The organism is Agromyces sp. NPDC052230 (assembly GCF_040679595.1).
Lineage (GTDB): Bacteria > Actinomycetota > Actinomycetes > Actinomycetales > Microbacteriaceae > Agromyces.
Map to the genome: position 1 here is coordinate 393,330 of NZ_JBFAVC010000003.1, position 24,206 is coordinate 417,535.

General features: G+C 69.8%; 22 protein-coding genes. 11 read left to right on the forward strand and 11 right to left on the reverse strand.

Annotation, left to right across the window (positions count from 1 at the left end; all coding sequences use genetic code 11):
- Positions 1 to 163: 163 nt before the first annotated feature.
- Positions 164 to 307 (reverse strand): hypothetical protein, encoded by a 144-nt coding sequence (locus tag AB0K73_RS09685; RefSeq protein ID WP_360517587.1) that lies wholly within the window; start codon positions 305 to 307, stop codon positions 164 to 166.
- A 94-nt stretch (positions 308 to 401) separates the two neighbouring features.
- Here AB0K73_RS09685 and AB0K73_RS09690 point away from each other — a divergent pair, with 94 nt between their 5' ends.
- A complete protein-coding gene (locus tag AB0K73_RS09690) occupies positions 402 to 1,274 on the forward strand; it encodes an NAD(P)-dependent oxidoreductase (protein ID WP_360517590.1) in 873 nt (290 codons plus the stop codon).
- A gap of 60 nt (positions 1,275 to 1,334) precedes the next feature.
- Here the strand turns inward: AB0K73_RS09690 and AB0K73_RS09695 are convergent, their stop codons facing one another.
- Positions 1,335 to 1,538: a cold-shock protein gene (locus tag AB0K73_RS09695; protein ID WP_360517592.1), complete on the reverse strand. Its 204-nt coding sequence runs from the start codon at positions 1,536 to 1,538 to the stop codon at positions 1,335 to 1,337.
- 366 nt (positions 1,539 to 1,904) lie between these two features.
- Here AB0K73_RS09695 and AB0K73_RS09700 point away from each other — a divergent pair, with 366 nt between their 5' ends.
- From AB0K73_RS09700 to AB0K73_RS09715, 4 genes are read left to right on the forward strand one after another with little or no spacing between them, the layout of a single operon-like run.
- Positions 1,905 to 2,474, forward strand: a complete 570-nt coding sequence (locus tag AB0K73_RS09700) for a VanZ family protein (protein ID WP_360517595.1) — start codon at positions 1,905 to 1,907, stop codon at positions 2,472 to 2,474.
- Between the two features lie 35 nt (positions 2,475 to 2,509).
- A complete protein-coding gene (locus tag AB0K73_RS09705; RefSeq protein WP_360517598.1) occupies positions 2,510 to 3,328 on the forward strand; it encodes a sulfite exporter TauE/SafE family protein in 819 nt (272 codons plus the stop codon).
- On the forward strand, positions 3,318 to 3,623 hold the full coding sequence (locus AB0K73_RS09710) for a DUF2510 domain-containing protein (RefSeq protein WP_360517601.1): 306 nt from the start codon (positions 3,318 to 3,320) through the stop codon (positions 3,621 to 3,623). Before AB0K73_RS09705 ends, AB0K73_RS09710 begins: the two co-directional genes overlap by 11 nt.
- Positions 3,624 to 3,632: 9 nt before the next feature.
- Complete coding sequence (locus AB0K73_RS09715; RefSeq protein ID WP_360517604.1) at positions 3,633 to 3,926, forward strand: DUF1905 domain-containing protein; 294 nt, start codon at positions 3,633 to 3,635, stop codon at positions 3,924 to 3,926.
- On the opposite strand, the gene AB0K73_RS09720 is transcribed toward AB0K73_RS09715, so the two are convergent.
- From AB0K73_RS09720 to AB0K73_RS09730, 3 genes are read right to left on the reverse strand one after another with little or no spacing between them, the layout of a single operon-like run.
- Positions 3,923 to 4,738 carry a DUF6596 domain-containing protein gene (locus tag AB0K73_RS09720; RefSeq protein WP_360517808.1) on the reverse strand — a complete coding sequence of 272 codons (816 nt, stop codon included), beginning with the start codon at positions 4,736 to 4,738 and terminating at the stop codon, positions 3,923 to 3,925. The two genes, AB0K73_RS09715 and AB0K73_RS09720, sit on opposite strands and share 4 nt — an antisense overlap.
- Positions 4,663 to 5,130, reverse strand: a complete 468-nt coding sequence (locus AB0K73_RS09725) for a sigma factor (protein WP_360517607.1) — start codon at positions 5,128 to 5,130, stop codon at positions 4,663 to 4,665. Before AB0K73_RS09725 ends, AB0K73_RS09720 begins: the two co-directional genes overlap by 76 nt.
- A gap of 13 nt (positions 5,131 to 5,143) precedes the next feature.
- Positions 5,144 to 5,518, reverse strand: coding sequence for a YciI family protein (locus AB0K73_RS09730; RefSeq protein ID WP_360517610.1), 375 nt, complete (start codon positions 5,516 to 5,518; stop codon positions 5,144 to 5,146).
- Positions 5,519 to 5,720: 202 nt separating this feature from the next.
- On the opposite strand from AB0K73_RS09730, the gene AB0K73_RS09735 reads away from it, so the two are divergent.
- Positions 5,721 to 6,860, forward strand: coding sequence for a YbdK family carboxylate-amine ligase (locus AB0K73_RS09735; protein WP_360517613.1), 1,140 nt, complete (start codon positions 5,721 to 5,723; stop codon positions 6,858 to 6,860).
- Between the two features lie 28 nt (positions 6,861 to 6,888).
- Here the strand turns inward: AB0K73_RS09735 and AB0K73_RS09740 are convergent, their stop codons facing one another.
- From AB0K73_RS09740 to AB0K73_RS09755, 4 genes are all read right to left on the reverse strand, one after another.
- On the reverse strand, positions 6,889 to 10,032 hold the full coding sequence (locus AB0K73_RS09740) for a M14 family zinc carboxypeptidase (RefSeq protein ID WP_360517616.1): 3,144 nt from the start codon (positions 10,030 to 10,032) through the stop codon (positions 6,889 to 6,891).
- A gap of 158 nt (positions 10,033 to 10,190) precedes the next feature.
- Positions 10,191 to 10,670, reverse strand: a complete 480-nt coding sequence (locus AB0K73_RS09745; protein WP_360517619.1) for a hypothetical protein — start codon at positions 10,668 to 10,670, stop codon at positions 10,191 to 10,193.
- Between the two features lie 338 nt (positions 10,671 to 11,008).
- Positions 11,009 to 11,578, reverse strand: a complete 570-nt coding sequence (locus AB0K73_RS09750) for a hypothetical protein (RefSeq protein ID WP_360517622.1) — start codon at positions 11,576 to 11,578, stop codon at positions 11,009 to 11,011.
- Positions 11,579 to 11,642: 64 nt separating this feature from the next.
- Positions 11,643 to 11,870 carry a hypothetical protein gene (locus tag AB0K73_RS09755; protein ID WP_360517625.1) on the reverse strand — a complete coding sequence of 76 codons (228 nt, stop codon included), beginning with the start codon at positions 11,868 to 11,870 and terminating at the stop codon, positions 11,643 to 11,645.
- Between the two features lie 282 nt (positions 11,871 to 12,152).
- Between AB0K73_RS09755 and AB0K73_RS09760 the strand changes: the two genes are divergently transcribed.
- Both AB0K73_RS09760 and AB0K73_RS09765 read left to right on the forward strand, forming a co-directional pair.
- Positions 12,153 to 13,148, forward strand: a complete 996-nt coding sequence (locus AB0K73_RS09760) for a BadF/BadG/BcrA/BcrD ATPase family protein (RefSeq protein ID WP_360517628.1) — start codon at positions 12,153 to 12,155, stop codon at positions 13,146 to 13,148.
- On the forward strand, positions 13,141 to 13,599 hold the full coding sequence (locus AB0K73_RS09765; RefSeq protein WP_360517631.1) for an NUDIX domain-containing protein: 459 nt from the start codon (positions 13,141 to 13,143) through the stop codon (positions 13,597 to 13,599). Before AB0K73_RS09760 ends, AB0K73_RS09765 begins: the two co-directional genes overlap by 8 nt.
- 17 nt (positions 13,600 to 13,616) lie before the next feature.
- On the opposite strand, the gene AB0K73_RS09770 is transcribed toward AB0K73_RS09765, so the two are convergent.
- Positions 13,617 to 15,284, reverse strand: a complete 1,668-nt coding sequence (locus tag AB0K73_RS09770; RefSeq protein ID WP_360517634.1) for an acyl-CoA dehydrogenase family protein — start codon at positions 15,282 to 15,284, stop codon at positions 13,617 to 13,619.
- A 234-nt stretch (positions 15,285 to 15,518) separates the two neighbouring features.
- Between AB0K73_RS09770 and AB0K73_RS09775 the strand changes: the two genes are divergently transcribed.
- The 3 genes from AB0K73_RS09775 to AB0K73_RS09785 all read left to right on the forward strand — a co-directional run bounded on the left by AB0K73_RS09775 (position 15,519) and on the right by AB0K73_RS09785 (position 20,905).
- Positions 15,519 to 17,252 (forward strand): ABC transporter ATP-binding protein, encoded by a 1,734-nt coding sequence (locus AB0K73_RS09775; RefSeq protein WP_360517637.1) that lies wholly within the window; start codon positions 15,519 to 15,521, stop codon positions 17,250 to 17,252.
- Positions 17,253 to 17,362: 110 nt separating this feature from the next.
- The gene (locus AB0K73_RS09780; RefSeq protein WP_360517811.1) at positions 17,363 to 19,417 is read left to right on the forward strand and encodes an ABC transporter ATP-binding protein; all 2,055 of its coding nucleotides are present in this window, start codon (positions 17,363 to 17,365) and stop codon (positions 19,415 to 19,417) included.
- A 150-nt stretch (positions 19,418 to 19,567) separates the two neighbouring features.
- Entirely contained in the window at positions 19,568 to 20,905 is a 1,338-nt protein-coding gene (locus AB0K73_RS09785) for an MFS transporter (RefSeq protein ID WP_360517640.1), read from the forward strand.
- 282 nt (positions 20,906 to 21,187) lie between these two features.
- On the opposite strand, the gene AB0K73_RS09790 is transcribed toward AB0K73_RS09785, so the two are convergent.
- Complete coding sequence (locus tag AB0K73_RS09790; RefSeq protein ID WP_360517643.1) at positions 21,188 to 24,178, reverse strand: DEAD/DEAH box helicase; 2,991 nt, start codon at positions 24,176 to 24,178, stop codon at positions 21,188 to 21,190.
- Between the last annotated feature and the right edge of the window lie 28 nt (positions 24,179 to 24,206).

Sequence of the window (24,206 nt, forward strand, 5' to 3'; positions counted from 1 at the left end):
GAGCCGGTGCGGGGCTTCGTTGCCCGAATTGCACCGAAGGTTTCGGTGTGAGAGATAGTGTTCCCAGCTGGTTGTCGACTTCCCAGCCGGCCATGTGCGGGTAAACCACCCGCTGCAGATGATCCCATCATAGGGCGTCGGAATGGGAAGGCGCTGTGAGGGCTCATGATTCTCCAGTGGTGTCGGCCGCGGTGCGGAGTTCGTCGACGAAGGTCTCGTAGGCGGCGCGGCGATCGCCCGCGTCCTCGACGTCGGCGCCGGGCGGCACCCACTCCCCGGCACCTGGGCGGTCGGGTTCATGGGTCATCTCAGGAGACTAGGTGCGGTCGATGCGGCCGGGGAGGGGGTTGCGAAGATCGCGGATCTCGGCGTCCCTCGTTCCGCCGGTGCAGACTGGTCGCATGCGCATCATCGTGACCGGAGGCACCGGCAAGCTCGGCCGCACCGTCGTCAGTACGCTCCGCGACGAGGGGCACGAGGTCTGGAACCTCGACCTGCACGGCAGACGCGGCGGGTTCATCCGCGTGGAGCTGACCGATTACGGGCAGGTGATCGACGCCATCGCCGGCGTCGACGACCGGCACTCGGGGGTCGACGCCATCGTGCACCTCGCCGCGATCCCGGCGCCCGGGCTGGAGAGCGACGCGGCAACCTTCCGCAACAACATGCTCGCGACCTACAACGTCTTCCAGGCCGCACGGCGCCTCGGCATCCGGCGCATCGTGTACGCGTCGAGCGAGACCGTGCTCGGCCTTCCCTTCGACACCCCGCCGCCCTACATCCCGGTCGACGAGGAGTACCCGGCCCGCCCCGAGAGCACCTACTCGCTCGTGAAGCACCTCGAGGAGCAGCTCGCGATCGAGCTGGTGCGCTGGGACCCGGGGTTGTCGATCACGGCGCTCCGGTTCTCGAACGTCATGGACCCCGACGACTACGAGGCGTTCCCCGCCTTCGACGCCGACGCGACGCTGCGCAAGTGGAACCTGTGGGGCTACATCGACGCGCGCGACGGCGCGCAGGCGGTGAGTCTCGCGCTCGCCAAGGGGCAGCCTGGGTTCGAGCGGTTCATCATCGCGGCGGCCGACACCGTGATGAGCCGCCCGAACGCCGAACTCGTCGCCGAGGTGTTCCCGGATGTCCCGGTGCGCGGCGACCTCGGCGTCAACGACACGCTGCTCTCCATCGAGAAGGCCCGCCGGGTGCTCGGGTACGAGCCGCGGCACACGTGGCGCGACTCACGCGACTCGCGGGACTCGCGCGACACCGCGGGTTGATCGCAGACGACGAACGCCGCCGCTGCCCGTGGGCGGCGACGGCGTTCGTCGTGGTGCGACCTAGAGGGCGCGGATGTTCTCGGCCTGGAGGCCCTTGGGGCCCTGCGCGACCTCGAATTCGACCTTCTGGCCCTCATCGAGCGAACGGTAGCCGTTCCCCGTGATGGCGCTGAAGTGCGCGAAGACGTCGGCCGAGCCGTCGTCGGGGGCGATGAAGCCGAAGCCCTTTTCGGCGTTGAACCACTTGACGGTTCCGGTTGCCATACTGCTGTCCTTCTGTCCTGCGGGCCGCATTCGCGACCCCGATGCGATCGAGGGTCGATCGCGGCCCCGACGGCCCGGTGCCGCCGAAGCGAGGGGCGAGGGGCGGGATTGCGCTCAGGCATCCGCCGTCTCGTATCGGGTCATGCCACGCGGATCAGTCCGCCTCCGGGCAATCAGGTGGAGGCACGGGCGAGCGCCCGCTAGATGGAGGAATCGTTGAAGGCCACCATAGCGGCATCCGCCGTCGCTGCACAGGGTCCGCGACCTGATCGTGACCATGCGTGACGATGACGTTCGTGTCCCCCCGATGAGGGACATGCGGCACGAAACCAGCAGACTCCGAGGGAACCGGTGCAGAATCGTGGGATGAACCGCCGCCCCCTGCGATTCTTCGCCCTCGCCTACGCTCTCGCCGTGCTCTGGCTGACCGTCGGTCCGGCGCCGTGGCGCGCGAGCGGCAATCAGCTCGATGGCGGCATCCTGAACCCCGAGGCCTGGACCGCGACCGTCACCTGGACCACCGGCTACCTCGCCGAGATGGCCTTCAACGTCGCCATGTTCGTGCCGGTGGGCATCATGGCCGCGCTCCTCATCCCCCGACGCCGCTGGCCGCTCGCCGCGCTCACCGGATTCGGCTTCACGTTGCTGATCGAACTCATCCAGGTACCCGTCGATCGTGTCTCCGACCCGCGCGACCTCGTCATGAACTCGAGCGGCGCGGTGTTCGGAGTGCTGCTCGTGGTCGTCGCCCGCGGCGTGCGGCGGGTGGCCGAGGTCGTCTCCGTCGTGCCGAGCCCGGCGGATGCCGCGAGCCGGCTGCCGGTGCCACCGCTCGCGCCGCTCGCCGAGGCGGTCGACCTCGACGACCGGCACGAACACGGCGACCTCGTGGGTGCGACGGCGTCTGGGGCCGTGGTGGATCGTCCGGCCGCCTGATCCTCGCGGTCCTCCCCCGCCGCTACAGTGTTCGAGTGACCTCCCCTGCTGCGCCCGCCGCCGCGGCGCGGTTGCCGTGGGTGCGACTCGCGCTCGTGGGCGCGGCCGGCGGCCTGCTCTCGGGCGCCTTCGGCGTCGGCGGCGGCATCCTCATGGTCCCGCTCCTCATGACGTTCACCGCGATGAACCAGCGGCGTGCCTCGGCCACGTCGCTCGCCGCGATCGTGCCCGCCGCGCTCGTGGGGTCGATCACGTACCTCCTCAATGGCGAGATCGACCTGCTCGCCGCGCTGTTCGTCGCGATCGGTGGCATCGCGGGCTCCTGGATGGGCTCGTGGCTGCTGCGGCGGCTCTCGCTCGGCTGGCTGCGCTGGCTCTTCATCGCGCTGCTCGTCGCCGTGGCCGTGCGTCTGCTGCTCGTCACGCCGGCGCGGGTTGACGGCCGGATCGAATACGACGTGGTCTCGGTCGTGAGCCTGCTCGCGCTCGGCGTCGCCATCGGCGTCGCCGCTGGCCTGTTCGGCATCGGCGGCGGCATCATCATGGTGCCCGCGTTCGTTGCGCTGTTCGGCATGAGCGATCTCGTGGCGAAGGGCACGTCGCTCGCCGCCATGATCCCGACCGCGGTGAGCGGCACGGTCGCCAACACCCGCGGCGGCATCGTCGATCTCCGGGCCGCCCTCATCGTGGGGATCGCCGCCACCATCGCCTCGTTCGCCGGGGTCGCGATCGCGTTCCTCCTCTCCCCCGAATGGTCGGTGCGGCTGTTCGCGGCACTCATCGTCATCGCCGCCGTGCAGCTGACCATCCGCGCCATCCGGCTCGGAAGGCGGGAACGGCCACGTGACGCATGACGGCGGCCGCCCCGCCGGCTGGTACGGCGACGAATCGGATGCCGCGCTGCTTCGCTACTGGGATGGGAAGAAGTGGAGTCCGCACACGGCACCGAAGCCGGCGCCGTTCCTGCCGCCGCTCCGTCCGCTTGCGCCCGGATCCGACGAGCTCGCGGGACACACGGTGCGCCTCCGCGCACCCGACGAGCACACCACCGTGCCGCTGCCGCCCGACGACGCCGGCTCGGCGGCATCCGACCGCTGGGTTGTTCGCGCGATCGCACGAGCCCGTCGGCGTGTCGGCAGGACCCGGTAGCATCCGGGCATGCGATTCCGGTTCAGCGCGCCGCTCTGGGAGTGGGACGCACAGGGCGGCTGGTTCTTCGTGACCCTTCCCGAGGAGGCCACCGCCGATATCCGGGAGGTGCCGCGGATGCCGCGCGGTTTCGGTTCGGTGCGCGTACGCGTCACCGTCGGGACGACGACGTGGTCGACGTCGGTGTTCCCCGACTCGAGGCTCGGCAGCTACGTGCTGCCCGTGAAGATGGCCGTGCGCACGTCCGAGGGACTCGACCCCGGCGACGACGTGGAGGTGGAACTCGAGGTGGTGGACCTCTAGGCGCGGGCCTTGGCGGCGAGGTACCGCTGCTCAGGACCGTTGAGGGTGCGGCGTGCGGCCTCGGCGAACGCCAGCGACGCGGCATCCGTCGACCCGGCCCGCTCCAGCAGGTGCGCGCGCACGGCCCACGTGCGGTGATGCTCGACGAGCGTCGGCGTCGCTGCCTCGGCAGTGTCGAGCGCCTCGAGCCCCGCCGCCGGGCCCTCGACCATGGCCAGCGCGACGATGCGCCCCAGTGTCACCATCGCCCCGGGCGCGAGGCGCGCGAGCAGGTCGTAGAGCCCGAGGATCTCGAGCCAGTCGGTGGTCTCCGTCGAGGCGGACTCGTCGTGCACCGCCGCGATGGCCGCCTGCACCTGGTACGGCCCGATCGGCGCGCGATCGAGCACGTCGGTCACGAGCGCGACGCCCTCGTCGATCATGGCGCGATCCCAGCGGGCGCGGTCCTGCTCGTCGAGCGGCACGATCGCTCCCGTGGCATCGGTGCGCGCGGCCCGCCGCGCGTCGGTGAGCAGCATCAGCGCGAGGAGTCCGGTGGTTTCGCCCGAGGCATCCGGATCGACGGCATGCAACTGACGGGCGAGCCGGATCGCCTCCGCCGACAGGTCGACGCGGGCGAGGCGGTCGCCAGAGCTCGCGGTGTGGCCTTCCGTGAAGATGAGGTAGAGCACGTTGCGGAGCGCGGCGAGCCGCGTCTCGAGTTCGTCGGCCCGAGGCATCCGGAACCCTTCGCCGCTCACCCGGATGCGCGCCTTCGCGCGCGAGATGCGCTGCGCGACCGTGGCCTCGGGCATGAGCAGGGCCCGCGCGATCTCGGCCGTGGTGAGGCCGCCGACCGCCCGGAGCGTGAGCGCGCGACCTGCGCGGGTCTCGTGAGGGCGGGGTGGCAGCAGAGCAGGAACAGTGTGAGGGTGTCGTCGGCCGCGGGCACCGGCGGCGGCGGCGGCTCGAGCTCGGCGGCGCGCGACTCGCGGCGGCGGCGCGCGACATCCGATCGCACCTGGTCGACGTAGCGGCGAGCGGCGACCTGCACGAGCCAGGCGCGCGGGCTGTCGGGCACACCGTCACGCGGCCACTGCTCGGATGCCGCGATGAGGGCTTCCTGCACGGCGTCCTCGCATGCCTCGAAATCGCCGTAGCGCCGCACGAGCACCGCGAGCGCCGACGGTGCGGCGTCTCGCAGTGCCCGGACGGCGTCGGTCACGAGGGTGTTCCGTTCAGAGGTCGTTGCCGCTGCTCAGCTCGAGCACCGGCCGCACCTCGATGAGGCCGAACTGCGCCTCGGGGAACCCGCCGGCGATCTCGATCGCGCGCGCCTCGCTCTCGCAGTCGACGACGTAGAACCCGGCCAGCAGTTCCTTCGTCTCGGCGAACGGGCCGTCGCTCGCGACGACGCCGTCGTCTGAGGCGGTCACACGCTTCGCGAGCGACGCGTCGCCGAGCGCCTCAGACGCCACGAGCTCGCCGCGCGAGTCGAGATCTTCGCTGATGCCCTGGTAGTACGCGTACCCCTCGGCCTGCTCCTCGGGGCTGAAACCCTCCCACACGGCACGCGACTCGGGGTTGCTGTAGATCTGGATGAGGTACTTCATCGCTCATCGCTCCTTCGTTCTCGTACGTTCGGGAGACCGGATCGCGCTCCCACCAGTATGTCGAGGCCGGATCCTGGTTCTCGACGTCGGCGGCGACATCCGTCGACTAGCGTGTCGCGGCCGGCGGCACACGGGCTTGACAGGGGGGCACCCCCTCATCGAACCTTCGATTGCGGGGAATCACGCGACGGGAGGGGGCGTGGTGACGACCTTCGGTATCGAAGAGGAGTTCCAGTTCCTGGATCCCGAGACGCTGCGTCCCGCGGATGTCGCGGCGTACGTCTTCGGCGCCCTGTCGAGCACTCCCGAGTGGCGTGACGTCACGCACAAGGAGTTCCTGGCCTCGCAGGTGGAGCACTCATCGGCCGTGTTCACCGACCTCGAGGAGTCGCGCTCTGCGCTGGTGGGATTCCGCCGGTTCGTGGCCGATCGTGCGGCCGAACTCGGCGTGATCGCCGCGAGCACGGGCACACCGCCCGACACCACGCCGTTCCCCTCGATCACGAACGTCGAGCGGTACCACCGCATCGCGCGCGACATGGCGGGCGTCATCGCCGACCACCAGCTGAGCGGCCTGCACGTGCATGTCGGCGTGCCCGACCGGGAGGCCGGGGTCATCGCCCTCAACGCGGCACGCCCCTGGATGCCGCTGCTCACCGCGATCTCGACGAACTCACCCCTCTGGCGAGGGAACGACACGGGGTACGACAGCTGGCGCACGATCCTGCTGCGCCGCTGGACCACCTCGGGTTGTCCTCCGTCCTTCCTCGACGCCGCCGATTACGACCGCCGCATCGAGCGCCTGCTCGGCATCGGCGGAATCAAGGACCTCGCGCTCATCGCGTGGGACCTGCGCCTGTCGCAGCACGCGCCCACCATCGAGTTCCGCATGGGCGACGCCCAGCTCGACGCGGAGGCGACCCTGCTCGTCGCGGCCCTCGCGCGCGCACTCGTGACGCACTCGCTCGCGGAGCCCGAGGCGACGGATGCCGCAGCCGACGCCTCGGCTGACGTGCCGCCCGAGCTCCTCTCGGCTGCGCTGCTGCATTCGGCGCGCTACGGGATGCGGACGGACGTGTTCGATCCGGCGACGGGCGGGCTGGCGCCCGCCGGTGAGGCGTTGACGCGGTTCGTGCGGATCCTCGAGCGCGAGCTCACCGAGGCGGGCGACCTCGAGGCGGTGTCCGAGGCGGTGGCGCGGACGCTCCGCGACGGTACGGGTGCCGACCGTCAGCGTTCGGCGTTCGCTCGAGAGGGCATGGCCGGAGTGCGGCGGCTGATGGAGTCATCCGTCGTCGCACACCATGGTCGCCGGGGGGAGCCGACGGCGACGAGCCGGTGAGTGCTCGTCGCCGTCGGCCGGAGCCCGATCAGTCGAGCAGGTGCTCCAAGGCCCGTGTCATCCACGCGGCTCGGGTCGCGGCATCCGTGATGCCCTCGAATCCGAAGCCCGTCAGAAGCGAACCCGGCGTCGCCACCACCGCGGCCTCGGGGAACCCTGCGGCCGTCGTGATGATGAAGTTGTTCGGGTTCGGGGCGCTGCCCGCCGGCGGGCCGGTGACCTCCCAGCCGCCGGTGTCCGAGCCCTCGAACGACGTCGAGTCCAGACCCGTCGATACCGTGATGTCGTCGACGAACATGCCGAGCCCCTGGGTCGCCCAGTCGCTGATGTACGCGATCGACACCTCGACCTGGCCGCCGGCGTAGGCCGACAGGTCGACCGACCACTCCTGCCAGCCTCCCGAGTTGCCGGACGCGGCATTCCATTCGCCATCGCCGGTGCCCGTCGGATCGCAGGTCGTGTCGTCGATGAACGTCTGGTAGTGGTCGAGGTGCGGGTGCAGGTCGCGCCAGCCGGCCGGGCAGCTGTCCCCGGTGTCCTGGTCGGTGTGACCGTTGAGGTCGGGCAGGGTCGTCCAGTCCTCCCCGCCGGCCGTGCGGGCCTCGACGGCGACGAAGTCCCAGTGAGCCTCGGTGTCGTACGAGGTCCAGAAGGACATCGTGGCACCGCCTACGGGAACGTCGATCGTGTTGGTCAGCCGCTTGTACGACACGTCGCCGATCTGCGAGTAGGCGTAGGCGTCGCCGGTGTGCGGCTCGAACGGTCCGCCCTCACGATCCCACCTGCCGGCGACCCAGCTCTCGAACTGCGGGTACACTGCCGGGTCGAGGATGCCGCTCGTGGTGATGAACGAGTTGCTGTGACCCTGGTTCTGCGCGCTGTCGGCTCCGTTGAAGCCCCAGTCGAGGCCGGTGAACGGAACGTCGACGCCGAGCACGTCGAGGATGCTGCCATCTTCGGCGGTCCCCGCGTTGTCGACGGTCAGGTACGCGCCGAGCCAGTACTGCAGGACGTCGTTGGTGAAGTCACCCGAGCCGCCGAGCGCACGACAGCGCTCGAGCACGGCCGGATCGGCGCGGCACTCGGCGTTCGCCGCCGTCGGGTCGTAGAACTGCGTGCCGACGTTCGGCGTGTACTGACTGCCGGCCCACGAGCCGGTGTAGAGCACGCGGCCGCCCTCGTTCATGAAGTCGCGGACCTCGAGGATCTCGTCCATCGCCAGCCTCGAGGCGTTGCCGCCGCCCCAGCCGGCCTCGCGCGTCACGATGTCGTCGCCGGTGTACCAGATGACGGCGTCGTAGTGCGAGAGGACGCCGAGCACGTCGGGAGCGATCCGTCCGCGCTCGTCGACGTCGTAGACGTCGTACCCGGTGCCGTTGGCATCGAGCGCCGCGGCGTAGGAGTCGAGGTAGTTCGGCCCGGACGCCTGGTTCGGCGAGGCGCCCGTGTAGTCCTCGGCGGCGAGGATCAGGACGTCGTCGTCGGATTCCTCCACGGCTTCGTAGGTGAAGGAGTCACTCGTCTCTCCGCCGCCTTCGAACCAGACCTCGACGCTGTCACCGGGACTGGTTCCCGTGACGATGCCGCTCATGATGGCGTAGTGCCTGCCGGTCTGGCCGCCGTAGCGGTCGCCGCCGGTCCACTCCTCCGTCGGCGCGCTCACGGGATCGCCGCCGTTGATGGCGTACTTCAGTGTCACCTCACCGAGGCTCCGGCGGGCGATGACACGCACCTCCTGCGGGTCGCCGTAGGAGTAGTCGAAGGTGAAGTTCGCCAACGGCAGGCCGGTCTTGTAGGTGTCGTCGCTCTCCAGGTAGAAGGGCTCCGTCTGGATGCCGAGGTGCGACACCGGGTCGGCCGGGTTCGCCGCGGACTTCGCCACGTCGAGCGCGAATGGGAGGGCGCGCTCGAACTCGGCCTGCACCTGCGCCTCGTCGTCGGGGAACACGAACCCGCCGCCGTCGTCGCCCTCACCGAGCTCGGGTGTCCAGCCGAGCGTTCCTCGCTCGGCGTGCGCGTAGTCGGTGGTCTCGCCGTTGGTCACGTACAGCACGTCCGACGACAGACCCGGCTCGAAGCCCTCGATGGTGGGGTTGTCGCGGTTACCCGAGAGCGCGTAGTAGATGGCGTCATCCGCGGTCGGTGTGCCGATCTGCCAGCCTTCCGCGTACAGCAGCCATTCGCCGAAGGAGTGGTAGTTGACGTGGAACGAGAAGTCGACCTTGTCGTACAGCGCGATCATGGCCTGCGTCTCGGGCTCCGAGGCCGCCGAGGGCCCGCGGTAGGTCTCGCTCGAGATCTGCGACGACGAACCCTCTTCGTCGTACCCGAAGTGCTCGGGGTAGTTGCGGTTCGGGTCGACGCCGTCGGCGCGGGTGATCTGTCCGTCGCTGTCGTTGTCGCGCAGGTTCTTCCGCCAGAGCCGTTCGTGGTCGAACGTGTACTGGTAGCCGTCGGGGTTGGCCACGAGCACGAACCACAGCTCGTTGTTCCTCAGGATCTGCCTGACGTCCTTGTCATTGGCCCGCCATCCGTCGATGAACGAGTTCAGCAGTCGCCGATTCACCTCGGTGGAGATCCACTCGCGCGCGTGCTGGGTCGAGCTGTACAGCACCGCCGGCCGTTCTCCATCGGGGGTGCCCCTGGCGCCCTGGGTCAGCTTCACCGCGATGAGCTCGCGGCCCTGGTGGGTCTCGCCGAGCACCTGGAGCTTGACAAGCTGCGGGTTGTCCTTCGCGAGCTGGTACAGCTCGTCGCGGATGCCGCCGGCTTCGTCCCATGACCGCCAGACGTCGAATCCCGACTCCGCCTGCTCCACCGCCAGCTGTCTGGCGGACTTGCCATCCTTGTTCTTCTTGACCTTGACGTCGATGCCGCGGTCGCGGAGGCTCTTGGCCTCCTCCTCGGTGAGCACGAGGTCGACGTTCACACCGGAGTCGCTGTGCAGGGCTTCGGAGAGATCGAACCCCGACGCGGCGAGTTCGGCAGCCTCGGCGGCGCTCACCTCCGCGGTGTACATGTCGAGGGCGTTGTCATCGTCGACGGCGCTCGCCCCGATCGGGCCCAGCATCGAGAGCGTCAGCGCGAGCGTGGCTGCGCCGACGAGGCCGTTGCGAAGGGAACGAGTGGAGCGGGTGGAGCGGATGGAGCGGGTGGAGCGGATGCCAGCCATTGAAGACTCCTTCAGTCCGTCCGCCCGGCACCAGAAGTGAGTGACGTCATCGTCGCGCGATCCCCATGGTCGCCATGTCTCGGTGCCGCCAGCGGACTCTACGGGTTAGCGTCCTCCTCCCCCGTGCCGCCTGTCAAGGACGATCTGCGCGTGCGGCTTCAGCAGCCCGGTCCTGCGGGGTTCTCGTTGCAGTCACCCCTGGTGAGGACGGTGTCGACCTCGCCGACGAGCACCCGCAGTGGTTCGCCCGCGACGGTGAGGGTGCCCGATATCGCTCGCCATGGCGAACCGGCGAACCGGTACTCGGCGCGCAGCACGACGGCGAGATCGACCGTGTACACGCCTGACGTGGCATAGACGTGACTCGTGGCGGTCTCGCTGAACTCGGGCTGCCCGAGGGCAGCCCACGGCGCCCCTGGCGTGGAGGCCTCGACCACGGCCCCGTCGCTGTGCGTCCACCGGTAGGCGACTGGGGTGAACCGCACGTCGGCGGGTTGTCCGAGCAGCGTGCCGGACACCACGTCGACGGATGCCGCCGCCACGAAGTTCGCCGGAAGCGCCTCGATCGCCCAGCCGGCGGGCTCCATCCCGTTGCCGGGCACCGACGGACGGAACGACGCGATGTCGCGCAACGTCACCACGACGGGGGCGACGGGCTCCTCCGTCGGCGGGGCGGCTGGGTCGCCCGCGCAGGCAGGCCTGTTGGACGGGCTGCAGTAGTCCGATGGCGGTCGCGGCGGCAAACGGTCACCGCCGGTGTTGGATCCGACTTCGTCACCCGTGTTTCCACCGGTATCAGGATCGCTGCCAGGTCCAACCACTTCGTCGACGACTTCAAGTATGGCTTCTTGAGGCCCGAGCTCGGAACTGATGTTAGGACAGCCCAGGCCGACCAACGCGTCGGTGCAGGTACTCGGCGGTATGGGGTTTTCAGTTGACGGCCAAGTGAGAAAGATGACAACCGCCACCATCAGTGTCAGCAGAAGTCTTGGCCCGACCACAGTTCCACGCCGTCCACGAGCAATACCGATGGGTCCTGTGAGGAAGACTTCAAGAAGGCTTGAGTCGGCGAGACCGGATCGCGATCGCTCGGTGTGACGTCCGAACCATCCGCACTAATCACACGAACGTTACTTACATCCCGACATAGGTAAATGGAAACAGTGACGCCGGTGTCATCAGGGTTTACAAATGCGAGCCGCACTCGATCCACGAGCACGTCTCCAACCATCGTCAGGCCAGCGTCACGTAGCGCCTCGAACTCACCGTGAATCGTCTCGGCGAACGAGGGCGTAACGGTTGAGTCGATCTTGCTGGACTCAGCACCCCTAGCGACCTCGGCTGATGCCGTCCGATATGCCTCGTAAGCTTTCGTAGCCGCGGCCAGGGCCTCCTCGTCGGACGCGAAGACGGGCTCCGCGGACGGCGACGGTGAGGGTGACGGCGTGCCGGCGGGGGCTCCGACGCATCCGCTCAGCACCAGGGCGATGACGCCGGCGACCGCGAGCGCCAGACCGCGTCGACGGCGGAAGCGGGGACTCGGCATGCGCTGAGCCTAAGCGAGCAGCACCCCTCGAAAGGCCGTTATCCACAGCCGGGAGGCGCCTCCGCTACCGCATGAGATCGCGGATCAGCTCTCCCCACTCGAAGCCGCATTCACGGCAGTCGAACAGCGGACCATCGACATCGAAGGGATCGGCTGCGGCATCCGTCGACGCGAGTACTGCGCGCATCGAGCTCGCGTAGACGACCGCACGCACAGCGGTCGACCCGCAACGCGGGCACGGCTCATCGAGCACGTCGTGCTCGATGGTGATCTGCACCTGGTTCGTCGTCATGCGGCCACCGTACGCCCGAGTGACCGCATCGCCGGTCGCACACGCGGAGCATTCGGCTGACCGACAGTTTGTCTCTCGGAGAGGCGGCACTTCGGCACTTCGGCACCTCGGCACTCCGGCACCTCGGCACTTCGGCACCTCGGCACTCCGGCACCTCGGCACTCCGGCACTCCGGCTACTCCGGCACCCCTGCACTTCGGCACCGGGACTCGAAACGGAAAACACACTCCGATGCTGACCGTTTGCGAGCCCGAACGGATTCCGCAGCCCTAGGCTCAGAGCGTGAACAACGTCGCATCCGGCAACGGGTCGGCCGGCACTCAAGCCGACCTCTGGGTCCTCGGTGTGGACGTCGGCGGCACGGGCTCCCGGGCCGCGCTCGAGCCGCTCGCGCCCGGCGCGGACCGTCGACTGCTCGAGGGCGACCGCGTCGGCGTGGCATCAGCCGGCTCCACCGCGCCCGAGGTCATCGCCGAGCTCATCGAGAAGGTCCGCGCCGAGTGGCCGGATGCCCCGATCGCCGCGGTCGGCATCGGCGCCACCGGGCTGGCCTCCCTCGTCACCTCACCCGCCATCGCGCTCGAACGACTCGAACGCGCCGCGGGCGGGGCGCCGCTCGCACTGGCGATCGACGCGGTCACCGCGCATCTCGGCGCGCTCGGCGGTAGACCCGGCGCCGTCGTGGCGGTCGGCACGGGTGCCATCGCCATCGGCACCGACCTGCGCACGCACTGGCGTCGGGTCGGCGGCTGGGGCCACCTGTGGGACGACCGCGGCTCCGCCGCCTGGATCGGCATCGAGGCGCTGAAGGCCGCGATCCAGACGTACGACGGCATCACCGACGACGCGCAGGCGCTCCTCACGGCCGCCGTCGACCGGTTCGGACCCGCGTATTCATGGCCCGGGCACCTCCTCACTCGAGAGGACCGGGCCGGCCGGCTCGCCGGCTTCGCAACGGATGTCTCGCAGCTCGCGGCATCCGGCGACGACGTGTCGACCGACATCATGCGAAGGGCGGGCGCCGCGGTCGCGGCCACCCTCGCTGCCGCGCTCGACCCCGACCTGCCGCAGCTCGCCTCGGGCGTCGGCGGGGTGTTCGCCGCGGGCGACGCGTTCACGGCATCGTTCCAGCAGGAGTTCGCGCGCCTCGCACCGGACGCCGAGCTGGTCGCCCCTTCCGGCACACCCCTCGACGGGGCCGTGCGGCTCGCGCGGCTCGTGGCGGCGGGCGACATGCCGGCGGGGCATCCGCCGTTCCTGTGGACCTCGCATGGCTGAGACCAGCGCCGGCCTGCTGCTCTATCGGCGGATGCCGCGGCTCGAGGTGTTCCTCGGCCACATGGGCGGCCCGTTCTGGCGGGGCAAGGATGCGTCGGCGTGGTCGATCCCGAAGGGCACGTACACCGACGAGGAGCCGCTCGCGGCCGCGTTACGCGAGTTCGAGGAGGAGGTCGGACGCCCGGCGCCCGAGGTGCAGTACCGGGAGCTCGGCGCGTTCCGCTACGCGTCGGGCAAGCGCGTGTGGGTGTTCGCGGGCGAGAGCGACTTCGACGCCTCCGACATCCGGAGCAACTCGTTCGAGCTGGAGTGGCCACCGAGGTCGGGGCGGCGGCAGTCGTTCCCCGAGCTCGATGCGGCCGGATGGTTCACGCTCGACGACGCACGGGAGCGGCTCGTGAAGGGGCAGCGGGCGGCGCTCGACGCGCTGGCGCGGGTCGTCGGGGACTGACGCGCGCGCGAGCGGGCTCAGGCGCGGGCGAGGATCGCGCCCGTGTCCGCGCCGGGCGGCAGCGTGCCGTAGAGCATCCCGCCGCCGCCCTCGAGCCGCGTGCGCACGAACGCGTCCGCGACGGCACCGGGCGCGTGTTCGAGGAGCAGCGCGGCCTGCAGCACGATCGCGAGCCGTTCGGTGAGCTCGCGGGCCCGGGATGCCGCGGCCGCGACATCCGCCGTCACCTCGCGCACGACCGACTGAGCCTCGGCGAGCGCCAGGTCGAAGCCCGCATGCTCGCCGCCCATCGCCCCGACGACGTCGAAGAACGCCTCGAACGCCTCGGGCTCGCGGGCGAGCACGCGCAGCACGTCGAGCGCGATGACGTTGCCCGACCCTTCCCAGATCGCGAGCAGCGGCTGCTCGCGGTAGCGGCGCGCGAGCGGGAAGTCCTCGGTATAGCCGTTGCCGCCGAGGCACTCGAGCGCCTCGTACGCGTGTCCAGGCCCGCGCTTGCAGACCCAGTACTTCGACACGGCGGTGGCGAGACGTCGGAAGGCCTGCTCGGATGCATCCGCATCGTCGTCGTGGGCCCGCGCGAGCCGCATGGCCGTGAATGTCGCCGCCTCGGACTCGAGCGCGAGGTCGGCGACCACCGCCGTCATCGCGGGCTGGTCGACGAGGAGCGCCCCGAACGCGCCCCGGTGCCGCACGTGCCACACCGCCTCGGCGACCGACTGCCGCATGCCGGCGGCCGTGCCGATGACGCAGTCGAGCCGCGTTCGGGCGACCATCTGCACGATCGTCGCGACGCCGCGTCCCTCCTCGCCGACGAGCCACGCCGTCGTGCCGTCGAACTCGACCTCGCTCGATGCGTTCGAGTGATTCCCGAGCTTGTCCTTCAGTCGCTGGATGCGGAACGCGTTGCGCGAGCCGTCGGGCAGCACCCGTGGCAGGAAGAAGCAGCTGAGCCCACCGGGCGCCTGTCCGAGCACGAGGAACGCGTCGCTCATCGGCGCGCTGCAGAACCACTTGTGTCCGGTCAGCCGGAACTCTCTTCCCCACGCGCCGTCTTCGCCCGTCGGCTCGGCACGCGTCGTGTTGGCGCGCACGTCGGATCCGCCCTGCTTCTCGGTCATGGCCATGCCCATGAGCGCGGAGCGCTTGTCGCCGGCCGCAGCGTCACCCAGTTCGGCGTCGTACTCCCGGCTGAGCAGCCGTGGCATCCAGTCATCGCGGAGTCCGGATGCCGCGAGCTCGAGCACCGGCACGGCGGCGTGCGTCATCGACACCGGGCACGCGTGGCCGGGCTCGACCTGTGCGAACAGGAAGAACGCCGCGGCGCGCTCGGCGTTCGCGCCGGGCGCCGGACGGGCCCAGGCTGACGTGTGCGCACCAGCGCCGACCGCCGCCGCCATGATGCGGTGATAGGCGCCGTCGTACTCCACTTCGTCGACGCGGTTCCCCCACCGGTCGTGCGTGCGCAGCATCGGCCGGTGGGTATTCGCTCGCTCGGCGTCGCGCTGGAACGACGCCGAGCCGACGAGCTCGCCGATCTCCTGCAGGGCCGACGCCGCCGCAGGTGCGGCACGGCCTCCGCGCCCCCACCGCGCGACGGCCTCGATGAGCGGCACGTTCGCCGCGTATTCGTCGACGCCCTGGCGTGGCGGCGCCTGGTTGAGGACCTCGTGCGTGCTGCTCATGGTCGACCTCCGGTGCCATTCTCGTCGCGCGCAACTGTCGATGCACGACAGATCGGCGTCGGGCGGGCGGATTCCGCCCTGAGCGATATCCGCCACAGGGAGGATGTCGGCGGTACCCGCTTGGATGCAGACTGAGCGGGTGCATCGCCGAGCCCGGCGCTTCAACCCCGCTCGGTCGACCTTCCCCCGCACGCCATCCTTCACACTGTTCCCTCGCGTCCCTCACGGAGAATCATGCTCGGCAGACTCCTCATCCGATATCTGAAGCCCTACCGATGGCTGCTCGTCGGCGTGCTGGCGTTCCAGTTCGCCTCCGCGCTCGCCTCGCTGTACCTGCCGAGCCTCAATGCCGACATCATCGACGAGGGGGTCGCCAAGGGCGACACCGACTACATCTGGTCGACGGGCGCGTTCATGCTGGCGATCTCGCTCGCGCAGATCATCGCGGCGATCATCGCGACCTACTTCGCGGCCAAGGCGGCCATGCGCATCGGCCGCGACATCCGCAACGACGTGTTCGACAAGGTGAGCGCCTTCTCCGAGAGAGAGGTGTCGCAGTTCGGGCCGGGGTCGCTCATCACCCGCAACACGAACGACGTGCAGCAGGTGCAGATGGTCGCCATGACCGGGGCCACCATGCTCGTGAGCGCGCCGCTCCTCGCGATCGGCGGCATCATCATGGCGCTCCGGCAGGACGTCGGCCTGAGCTGGTTGATCTGGGTGTCGGTCGGTTCGATCCTCCTGGTGGCCGCGATCGTGGTCTCGCGCATGGTGCCGCTGTTCCGCACCTACCAGAAGAAGCTCGACGCGGTGAACCGCATCCTGCGCGAACAGCTCACGGGCATCCGGGTGGTGCGTGCGTTCGTCCGCGAGAACATCGAGGAGGAGCGCTTCCGTGAGTCGAACACCGACATCATGGATGTCGGCCGCCGGGTCGGCACCCTCTTCATCACGCTGTTCCCGCTGTTCATGCTCGTGCTCAACCTCACCATCATCGGCGTGATCTGGTTCGGCGCCATCGAGGTCGACGAGGGCGGCGTGCAGATCGGCACGCTCTTCGCCTTCATGCAGTACGTGGGCATCATCCTCGGCGGCGTGCTCATGGCCGCCTTCATGACCATCATGATCCCCCGCGCCGCGGTGTCGGCCGAGCGCATCGGCGAGGTGCTCGCCAGCGAGTCGACGCTCGCGCGACCCGCGAAGCCGGTCACCGAGTTCCCCGCGACGGGAACCGTCGAGTTCCGGGATGCCGCGTTCGCGTACCCCGGTGCCGAGCACGCCGTGGTCGACGGCATCTCGTTCCGAGCCGAGCGGGGCGAGACCGTCGCGATCGTCGGCTCCACGGGTGCCGGCAAGACCACGCTCGTGTCGCTCATCCCGCGGCTGTTCGACGTGACCGGCGGCGCGGTGCTCGTGAACGGCGTCGACGTACGCCAGGCCGATCTCGACCGGCTCTGGAAGACCATCGGCCTGGTGCCGCAGCGTCCGTTCCTCTTCGCCGGCACCGTGGCCTCCAACCTGCGGTTCGGTCGCGAGGAGGCCACCGACGCCGAGCTCTGGCAGGCCCTCGAGATCGCGCAGGGCCGCGACTTCGTCGCCGAGATGGAGGGCGGCCTGAATGCGCGCATCGCCCAGGGCGGCACGAACGTGTCGGGCGGCCAGCGCCAGCGACTGGCGATCGCCCGGGCCATCGTGCACCAGCCCGACATCCTCGTCTTCGACGACTCGTTCTCGGCGCTCGACCTCACCACCGACGCGAGGCTCAGGCAGGCGTTGTGGCGCGAGTTGCCCGACGTCACGAAGATCGTCGTCGCCCAGCGCGTCTCGACGATCACGGATGCCGACCGCATCATCGTGCTCGACGATGGCGGCATGGTCGGCGTCGGCACGCACGAGGAGCTGCTCGAGGCGAGCAGCACCTACCGCGAGATCGTCGAATCGCAGCTCGGAGTGGAGGCAACGGCATGAGCGCCGACAACGAGAACCCCGAACAGGGCGCCGAGCAGGGTCGAGGCCGAGGCGGTGCACGGCGACGTGACGCCGCACGAGCGCGGGCAGGGGTCGTCGACCCCAGCCAGATGACCGAAGAGGAGCGCATCGAGCACGAGCTCGCCGAGGAGGCGCGCATCAACTCGGGCGACTGGAACGCGGTCGCACCCGGCAAGGCGAAGGACTTCGGCGCCAGCTTCCGGCGCCTGCTGGGGCTCCTCGCGCCCTACAAGTGGCAGTTCGCGTTCGCGTCGCTGCTCGGCGCCATCGGCGTGGTGCTCACCGTCATCGCGCCGAAGGTGCTCGCCGAGGCGACGAACATCATCTTCGAGGGCTTCATCTCGTCGCAGCTGCCCGCCGGCGTCACGCAGGCGCAGATCGTCGACGGGCTTCGCGCCCAGGGCCAGAACGACCTCGCGAACATCGTCGAGGCCGCCACGCTGGTTCCGGGTGAGGGCATCGACTTCGTGCGGCTCAGCCAGGTCGTGATCATCGTCATGTTCCTGTACGTCGTCGCATCCGTGCTCTCGTGGATCCAGGGCTATGTCATCAACGTGATCATGGTGCGGGCGATGTGGCGCCTGCGCGAAGACGTCGAGGCGAAGGTGCACCGCCTGCCGCTCCGGTACTTCGACCGGGTGCAGCGCGGCGAGCTCATCTCGCGAGTGACGAACGACATCGACAACATCACGCAGACGATGCAGCAGTCGCTCTCGAGCGCGCTCACGAGCGTGCTCACCGTGGTCGGCGTGCTCATCATGATGTTCTCCATCTCGTGGCAACTGGCCCTCGTGACACTCGTGTCGCTCCCCCTGATGGGTGTGATCTTCGGCATGATCGGCCCGAAGTCGCAGGCCGCCTTCGGCGTGCAGTGGCGCAAGGTCGGGCGCCTCAACGCTCGCGTCGAGGAATCGTTCTCGGGGCACGCGCTGGTGAAGGTGTTCGGCCGTGAGCGCGACGCCAGCGAGAAGTTCCGTGCCGAGAACGAGGAGCTCTACGAGGCCGCGTTCAAGGCGCAGTTCCTTGCCGGCATCATCATGCCGGGCATGATGTTCATCGGAAACCTCACCTACGTGGGTATCGCCGTGCTCGGCGGTCTCATGGTCGCCGGCGGGCAACTGCGCCTCGGTGACGTGCAGGCGTTCATCCAGTACTCGCAGCAGTTCACGCAGCCGCTCGCGCAGCTCGGCGGCATGGCCGCCGTCGTGCAGTCGGGCACGGCCTCCGCCGAGCGGGTCTTCGAGCTCCTCGACGCCGACGAGCAGGACCCTGACGTCGCCGACGCACCGGCCCCCGTGCAGGGCGACGGCACGATCGAGTTCCAGAACGTCTCGTTCTCATACACGCCCGAGCGGCCGCTCATCCGCGACCTCTCGTTCCGGGTCGAGCCCGGGCAGACGGTCGCGATCGTGGGTCCGACGGGTGCCGGCAAGACGACGCTCGTGAACCTCATCATGCGGTTCTACGAGCTCGACGGCGGACGCATCCTGCTCGATGGGCAGGACATCGCGACGCTCACCCGGCACGACGTGCGCGCCCGCACGGGCATGGTGCTGCAGGACCCATGGCTGTTCGCGGGAACGATCCGCGAGAACATCCGCTACGGACGCCAGTCGGCGACCGACGAGGAGATCCTCGACGCCGCTCGCGCGACCTACGTCGACCGGTTCGTGCATTCGCTGCCCGACGGATACGACACGGTGCTCGACGAGGAGGCGTCGAACGTCTCAGCCGGTGAGAAGCAGCTCATCACCATCGCCCGCGCGTTCGTGTCGCAGCCGTCGGTGCTGATCCTCGACGAGGCGACATCCTCGGTCGACACCCGCACCGAGTTGCTGCTGCAGCACGCGATGGCGGCACTCCGCGAGGGCCGCACGTCGTTCGTGATCGCGCACCGCCTCTCGACGATCCGCGACGCCGACCTCATCCTCGTGATGGAGCACGGCGACATCGTCGAGCAGGGCACGCACGAGGAGCTCATCGCGGCGAAGGGTGCGTACTACCGCCTCTACAACTCGCAGTTCGAGCAGGCGGCCTACGACGTCGACGCCGAGTTCGCGGCCGAGCAGGGCGAGCTCGTGACCGGGCCGACGAAGACGCTCGAAGACGCCGTCGAGGAGGCGGCCGAGGCCGAGCTGAGCTGAGGTCGCGGCCGAAGGCTGGTATCGAGCGAGCGGATGTCCCGACAGGGGCATCCGCTCGTTCCGTGTCTCGGCGTCGCTTAGGCTGAGACGTGCCCATGGCTCGGACGTTGCCGCCTCGCCGCCCCCGCCTCCTCCTCCCCTGAAGGTCTCGTGACGACTGCCCTTGCCCCCGTGCGCCCGTGGCGCCTGTGGCTGGTCTGGGGCATCGGGGTCGCCGCGTACGTGCTGTCGGTCACGAACCGCACCTCGCTGTCGGCGGTCGGGGTGGACGCGGCGGTTCGGTTCGACGCGGATGCCTCGACGCTCTCGATGTTCGCGGTCATCCAGTTGTTCGTGTACGGCGCGATGCAGATCCCGGTCGGGCTGCTGCTCGACAAGTACGGCGCGCGCCCGATGATCACGATCGGCATGTTCCTGATGGCCGTCGGGCAGTTGGTCATGGCGTTCGCGCCCGACGTGGGCACGGCGATCCTGGCACGCATGCTCGTCGGTGCCGGCGACGCCGCGATCTTCCCGAGTGTGCTGCGGGTGGTGGCGGTGTGGTTCCCCGAGCGTCAGGCGCCGATGCTCGTGCAGCTCACGGGTATCGTCGGGCAGGCCGGTCAGCTGCTCGCGATCCTGCCGATGGCGGCGCTCCTGCACGCGACGAGCTGGTCCGTCGCATTCGGCAGTCTCGCCGGCCTCGGGGTGCTGTTCACGGTGCTCACGTTCGGGGTGATCCGCAACCGCCCACCTGATCGGACCGCGGATGTCTCGGTCGACACCGTGACCGGAGCGATGCACGTCGTGACCTCAGCTGCCGACCTGCGCGTGGGCTTCCGCGAATCATGGGCGCATCCGGCGACGCGCCTTGCCTTCTGGTCGCACTTCACGACGCCGTTCTCGGGCGCGGCGTTCATCCTGCTCTGGGGATTCCCGTTCCTCACGGTCGGACAGGGGCTTTCGCCGGCGACGGCGTCGCTCGTGTTCAGCGTCTACGTGGTGTGCGCCATGCTCACCGGGCCGATCATCGGCATGCTCTCGAGCCGACACCCGATGCGCCGGTCGCGGATGCTCGTGCTCCCGATCATCGGGATCCAGATGATCGCCTGGTTCGCGGTGATCGCCTGGCCGGGGCAGGCGCCACTGTGGCTGCTCCTGCTGCTCGCGCTGGGGCTCAGCGTCGGCGGCCCCGCCTCGATGATCGGGTTCGATCACGCGCGGACGTTCAATCCCAGCCATCGCCTCAGCACGGCGACGGGCATCGTCAACGTCGGCGGATTCCTCGCGGCGCTGCTGGCGATCCTCTTCATCGGCATCGCGATGGACGTGCAGGGCGCCGGCACGCCCGACACCTACAGCCTCGACGCGTTCCGCATCGCGTTCCTCACGCAGGTGCCGCTGTGGTTGCTCGGCGCGAGCTTCATCGTCTTCGAGCGCAAACGTACGCGCGTGCACATCGGGCTCGAGGAGCCGCGGCGTCGTCGGCGCCCGCGCTCCGACGCCTGATCTCCGCGGCCCGGAACGGATCCGCGCGACAGTTTCCCCCGCGAAGCCGCACCACTCCGGTACTCCGGCACTTCGGCACCGCGCCACTTTCGGCACTCCGGCACTCCGGCACTTCGGCACTTCGGCACTTCGGCACTTCGGCACTTCGGCACTTCGGCACTTCGGCACTTCGGCACTTCGGCACTTCGGCACTTCGGCACCGGGTTGCAGAACGAGAAACACACTTGGGCGAGCGAACGAGCGAACGAGCGAACGAGCGGGAGCGACGACCGCCGCGAGCGCTCAGCGCTCGAGCAGTCCCCGGAGGTCGTCGGCCGTGAGCGAGGCATCCGTCAGCCCCTCGTCGTCGAGGAGCGACGCGACGAGCTCGCCCTTGCGGGCCTTCAGCTCCATCACTTTCTCCTCGATGGTGCCCGAGGCGACGAGCCGGTACACCATCACTTGCTTCGCCTGGCCGATGCGGTGCGTGCGGTCGACGGCCTGCGCCTCGCTCGCCGGGTTCCACCACGGATCGAGGAGGAACACGTAGTCCGCCTCGGTGAGGTTCAGCCCGAATCCGCCCGCCTTGAGGCTGATGAGGAACACGGATGCCTCGCCCTCGCGGAACCGCCGGATCACCGCGTCGCGCCGACGCGCCGGCGTCGACCCGTCGAGGTACGCGTACGGGACGCCCGCGGCATCCAACCGGGACGCCGCGCGGCCGAGGAACGACGTGAACTGGCTGAACACGAGCGCGCGATGCCCTTCGCCGAGCACGTCGTCGAGCTGCTCGAAGAGCGCGTCGAGCTTGGCCGACGCCATGCCCGCGTAGCGCTCCTCATCGATGAGCGTCGCGTCGAGCGCCAGCATGCGGAGCAGCGTCAGTGATCGATACACGATGAAGCGATTGCGATCGAGGTCGTCGATGAGTCCGAGCAGCTTCTGCCGCTCACGCTGCAGCATCGAGTCGTACAACCGCCGGTGCCGCGGATGCAGCTCGACGTGCAGCACCTGCTCCTGCTTCGGCGGCAGCTCGGGCGCGACGAGCTCCTTCGTGCGGCGCAGCATCAGCGGTCGGATGCGCCGTCGGAGCCGTGCGAGTCGCTCGGTATTGCGGTCGTTCTCGATCGGTCGTCGGTACCGCTCGTCGAACGCCCGCCGCGACGGGAAGAGCCCGGGCGCGACGATGTCGAGCAGCGCCCACAACTCGCTGAGGTTGTTCTCGACGGGCGTACCGGTGACCGCGAGCTTGAACGGCGCCCGGATGCCGCGTGCCGCCCGGTGCACCTTCGTCGCCGCGTTCTTCACGAACTGCGCCTCGTCGAGCACGAGTCCGCCCCACTCGACCGCCGCGAACGCGTCGGCCTCGAGCCGCAGCACAGCGTACGTCGTCACGACGAGATCGGCGTCGGCCGCGGCATCCGAGATCCGGCCGCTGCGCTTCGCCTCGGTCGCCGTCACCGCCGCGACCCGGAGGACCGGGGTGAAGCGCGCGGCCTCGCTCACCCAGTTCGACGCGACCGAGGTCGGCGCGACGACGAGGAACGGCGCCGGCGCATTGCGATAGGCGTCGCCGGCGGCGCGGCTGCTCGACGGACGGGAGACCGCATGCGCGATCAACGCGAGCGTCTGCGCCGTCTTGCCGAGCCCCATGTCGTCGGCGAGGATGCCGCCGAGCCCATGCCGCCACAGGAATGCGAGCCAGCGGAATCCGTCCAGCTGGTACGGCCGCAGCGGCAGCGCGAGCTCCGCCGGCGGCGGCACCGCCTCGACGGCGCCCTCCTCGAGCCCCGCGATGGTCGCACGCCACGCGAGTGCGGGCTCCGAGACCTCCGCCAGATCCTCGAAGTCGGCCCACAGGCTCGTCTGGCTGCGATGGATGCGCAGACCCGTCTCCCACTCGGCGAGCGTGCCGGCCTCCTCGATGAGGTCGCGCAGCTCATCGAAGACGGGCAGGTTGAGGTTGAGGTAGCTCTTGTCGACGAGCAGCAGCCGGCGCTGCCCCTTCGCGAGCGCCCGGAACAGCGGCATGAACGGCACGGGCTTGCCGTCGACGGTGAGCTGCACCCCGAGGTCGAACCAGTCGCGCTTCTGCGATTCCACGGTCGTGACGCGAAGCGAGGGCGCCGCGGTCACCTCACGGTAATCGGGCCGCTCGCCGGTGACGTCGATGCGCAGTCCGCCGCGTTCGGCCAGTCGTTCGAGTCGCGGCATCCGCTCGGCCGTGAACTCGGCGGCGTCGAGCCCGCGGAGGATCACGGCATCCAGCGGCACCCAGCCGAGCTCGTCGGCGACGCGGGCGAGCAGATCGTCGTCGAGCTCGGGGTCGTCGGATGCCGCGGCGACGGATGTCTCGACCGGGCTCGTGCGTCCGTCAGCGTGCTCCCAGCGCCACGCGAGGCGCAGCACGTCGCCCGGCTCGAACGCCGCCTCGAGCACGAGCGTCGCGGGCGGGGCATCGGGAGCCTCGAAGCTGCCGTCGCGGCTGCCGACGGGCAGCGACCGGACGAGCGCGTGGAAGTGAACGCGCAGAAACACGGGCACGTCGGCCGCCGGCACCCGGATCGTCTCGGGCGGCGAGTCGAGCAGCGCGCGTTGCGCGGCCGACAACGCTCCGTTCGCGGCCGGCGCGAGCTCGATGACGCCGGCGTCGACGTCGAACCGGTAGAGCCCGTGCCGTCCGACCGGACGCACATGCTCCACCGGGTACGCGTCGTCGCCGAACGCGACGCTGGGCTCCAGGGTGAGCGCGCCGTGCGCGAGGCCGGCGTCGAGTCCCACGGTGGCGCTCCCCCGCAGCACGACGTCGGGCGTGACATCCGACCCCACGAGCGCGACACCGAGTCGCCCCGCTTCAGCGAGCAGCGCCCACAGCAGCGGACTCTCGAACTCGTCGAGCGTGATCCACTCGGAGCCGTACTGGTACACCGCAGGTGTCGCGCCCTTGAGCATCGCGAACTGGGCGAACCAGCGCGACTGCGCGGGATCGACACCGGCCGCGCTCGCCTGGAAGGCGATGTTCTGCCAGGTCAGGCCGTCCTTGACCCACGCGCCGCGGCTGCCCTGCGTGACCGGGCGCACCGCGAGACGGTCGACGGATGCCGCGCGCCGGGCGGGTTCGTCACGCGGTCCGCGCCACTGGCCGCTGCGGCGCTCGACGCGACGACGCAGCTCGAACTGCAGGCCGAGCGGCCGCAGGGCGGGCCGTTCGGGTTCGGGAGCGGATGCTTCGGCCCCATGCCCGAGGCCCGCGAGCGCCGCACGCCAGTCGTGGGTCGAGCGGTCGGCGGGCATGCCCACCATGCTCGCACGCGCGGCCGAC

What these genes read in the sequence shown, in the direction of transcription:
- AB0K73_RS09685 (WP_360517587.1), bottom strand. Translation starts at nt 307, where the DNA reads ATGACCCATGAACCCGACCGCCCAGGTGCCGGGGAGTGGGTGCCGCCC.
- AB0K73_RS09690 (WP_360517590.1), top strand. Translation starts at nt 402, where the DNA reads ATGCGCATCATCGTGACCGGAGGCACCGGCAAGCTCGGCCGCACCGTC.
- AB0K73_RS09695 (WP_360517592.1), bottom strand. Translation starts at nt 1,538, where the DNA reads ATGGCAACCGGAACCGTCAAGTGGTTCAACGCCGAAAAGGGCTTCGGC.
- AB0K73_RS09700 (WP_360517595.1), top strand. Translation starts at nt 1,905, where the DNA reads ATGAACCGCCGCCCCCTGCGATTCTTCGCCCTCGCCTACGCTCTCGCC.
- AB0K73_RS09715 (WP_360517604.1), top strand. Translation starts at nt 3,633, where the DNA reads ATGCGATTCCGGTTCAGCGCGCCGCTCTGGGAGTGGGACGCACAGGGC.
- AB0K73_RS09730 (WP_360517610.1), bottom strand. Translation starts at nt 5,518, where the DNA reads ATGAAGTACCTCATCCAGATCTACAGCAACCCCGAGTCGCGTGCCGTG.
- AB0K73_RS09740 (WP_360517616.1), bottom strand. Translation starts at nt 10,032, where the DNA reads ATGGCTGGCATCCGCTCCACCCGCTCCATCCGCTCCACCCGCTCCACT.
- AB0K73_RS09750 (WP_360517622.1), bottom strand. Translation starts at nt 11,578, where the DNA reads ATGCCGAGTCCCCGCTTCCGCCGTCGACGCGGTCTGGCGCTCGCGGTC.
- AB0K73_RS09755 (WP_360517625.1), bottom strand. Translation starts at nt 11,870, where the DNA reads ATGACGACGAACCAGGTGCAGATCACCATCGAGCACGACGTGCTCGAT.
- AB0K73_RS09765 (WP_360517631.1), top strand. Translation starts at nt 13,141, where the DNA reads ATGGCTGAGACCAGCGCCGGCCTGCTGCTCTATCGGCGGATGCCGCGG.
- AB0K73_RS09770 (WP_360517634.1), bottom strand. Translation starts at nt 15,284, where the DNA reads ATGAGCAGCACGCACGAGGTCCTCAACCAGGCGCCGCCACGCCAGGGC.
- AB0K73_RS09775 (WP_360517637.1), top strand. Translation starts at nt 15,519, where the DNA reads ATGCTCGGCAGACTCCTCATCCGATATCTGAAGCCCTACCGATGGCTG.
- AB0K73_RS09780 (WP_360517811.1), top strand. Translation starts at nt 17,363, where the DNA reads ATGACCGAAGAGGAGCGCATCGAGCACGAGCTCGCCGAGGAGGCGCGC.
- AB0K73_RS09790 (WP_360517643.1), bottom strand. Translation starts at nt 24,178, where the DNA reads ATGCCCGCCGACCGCTCGACCCACGACTGGCGTGCGGCGCTCGCGGGC.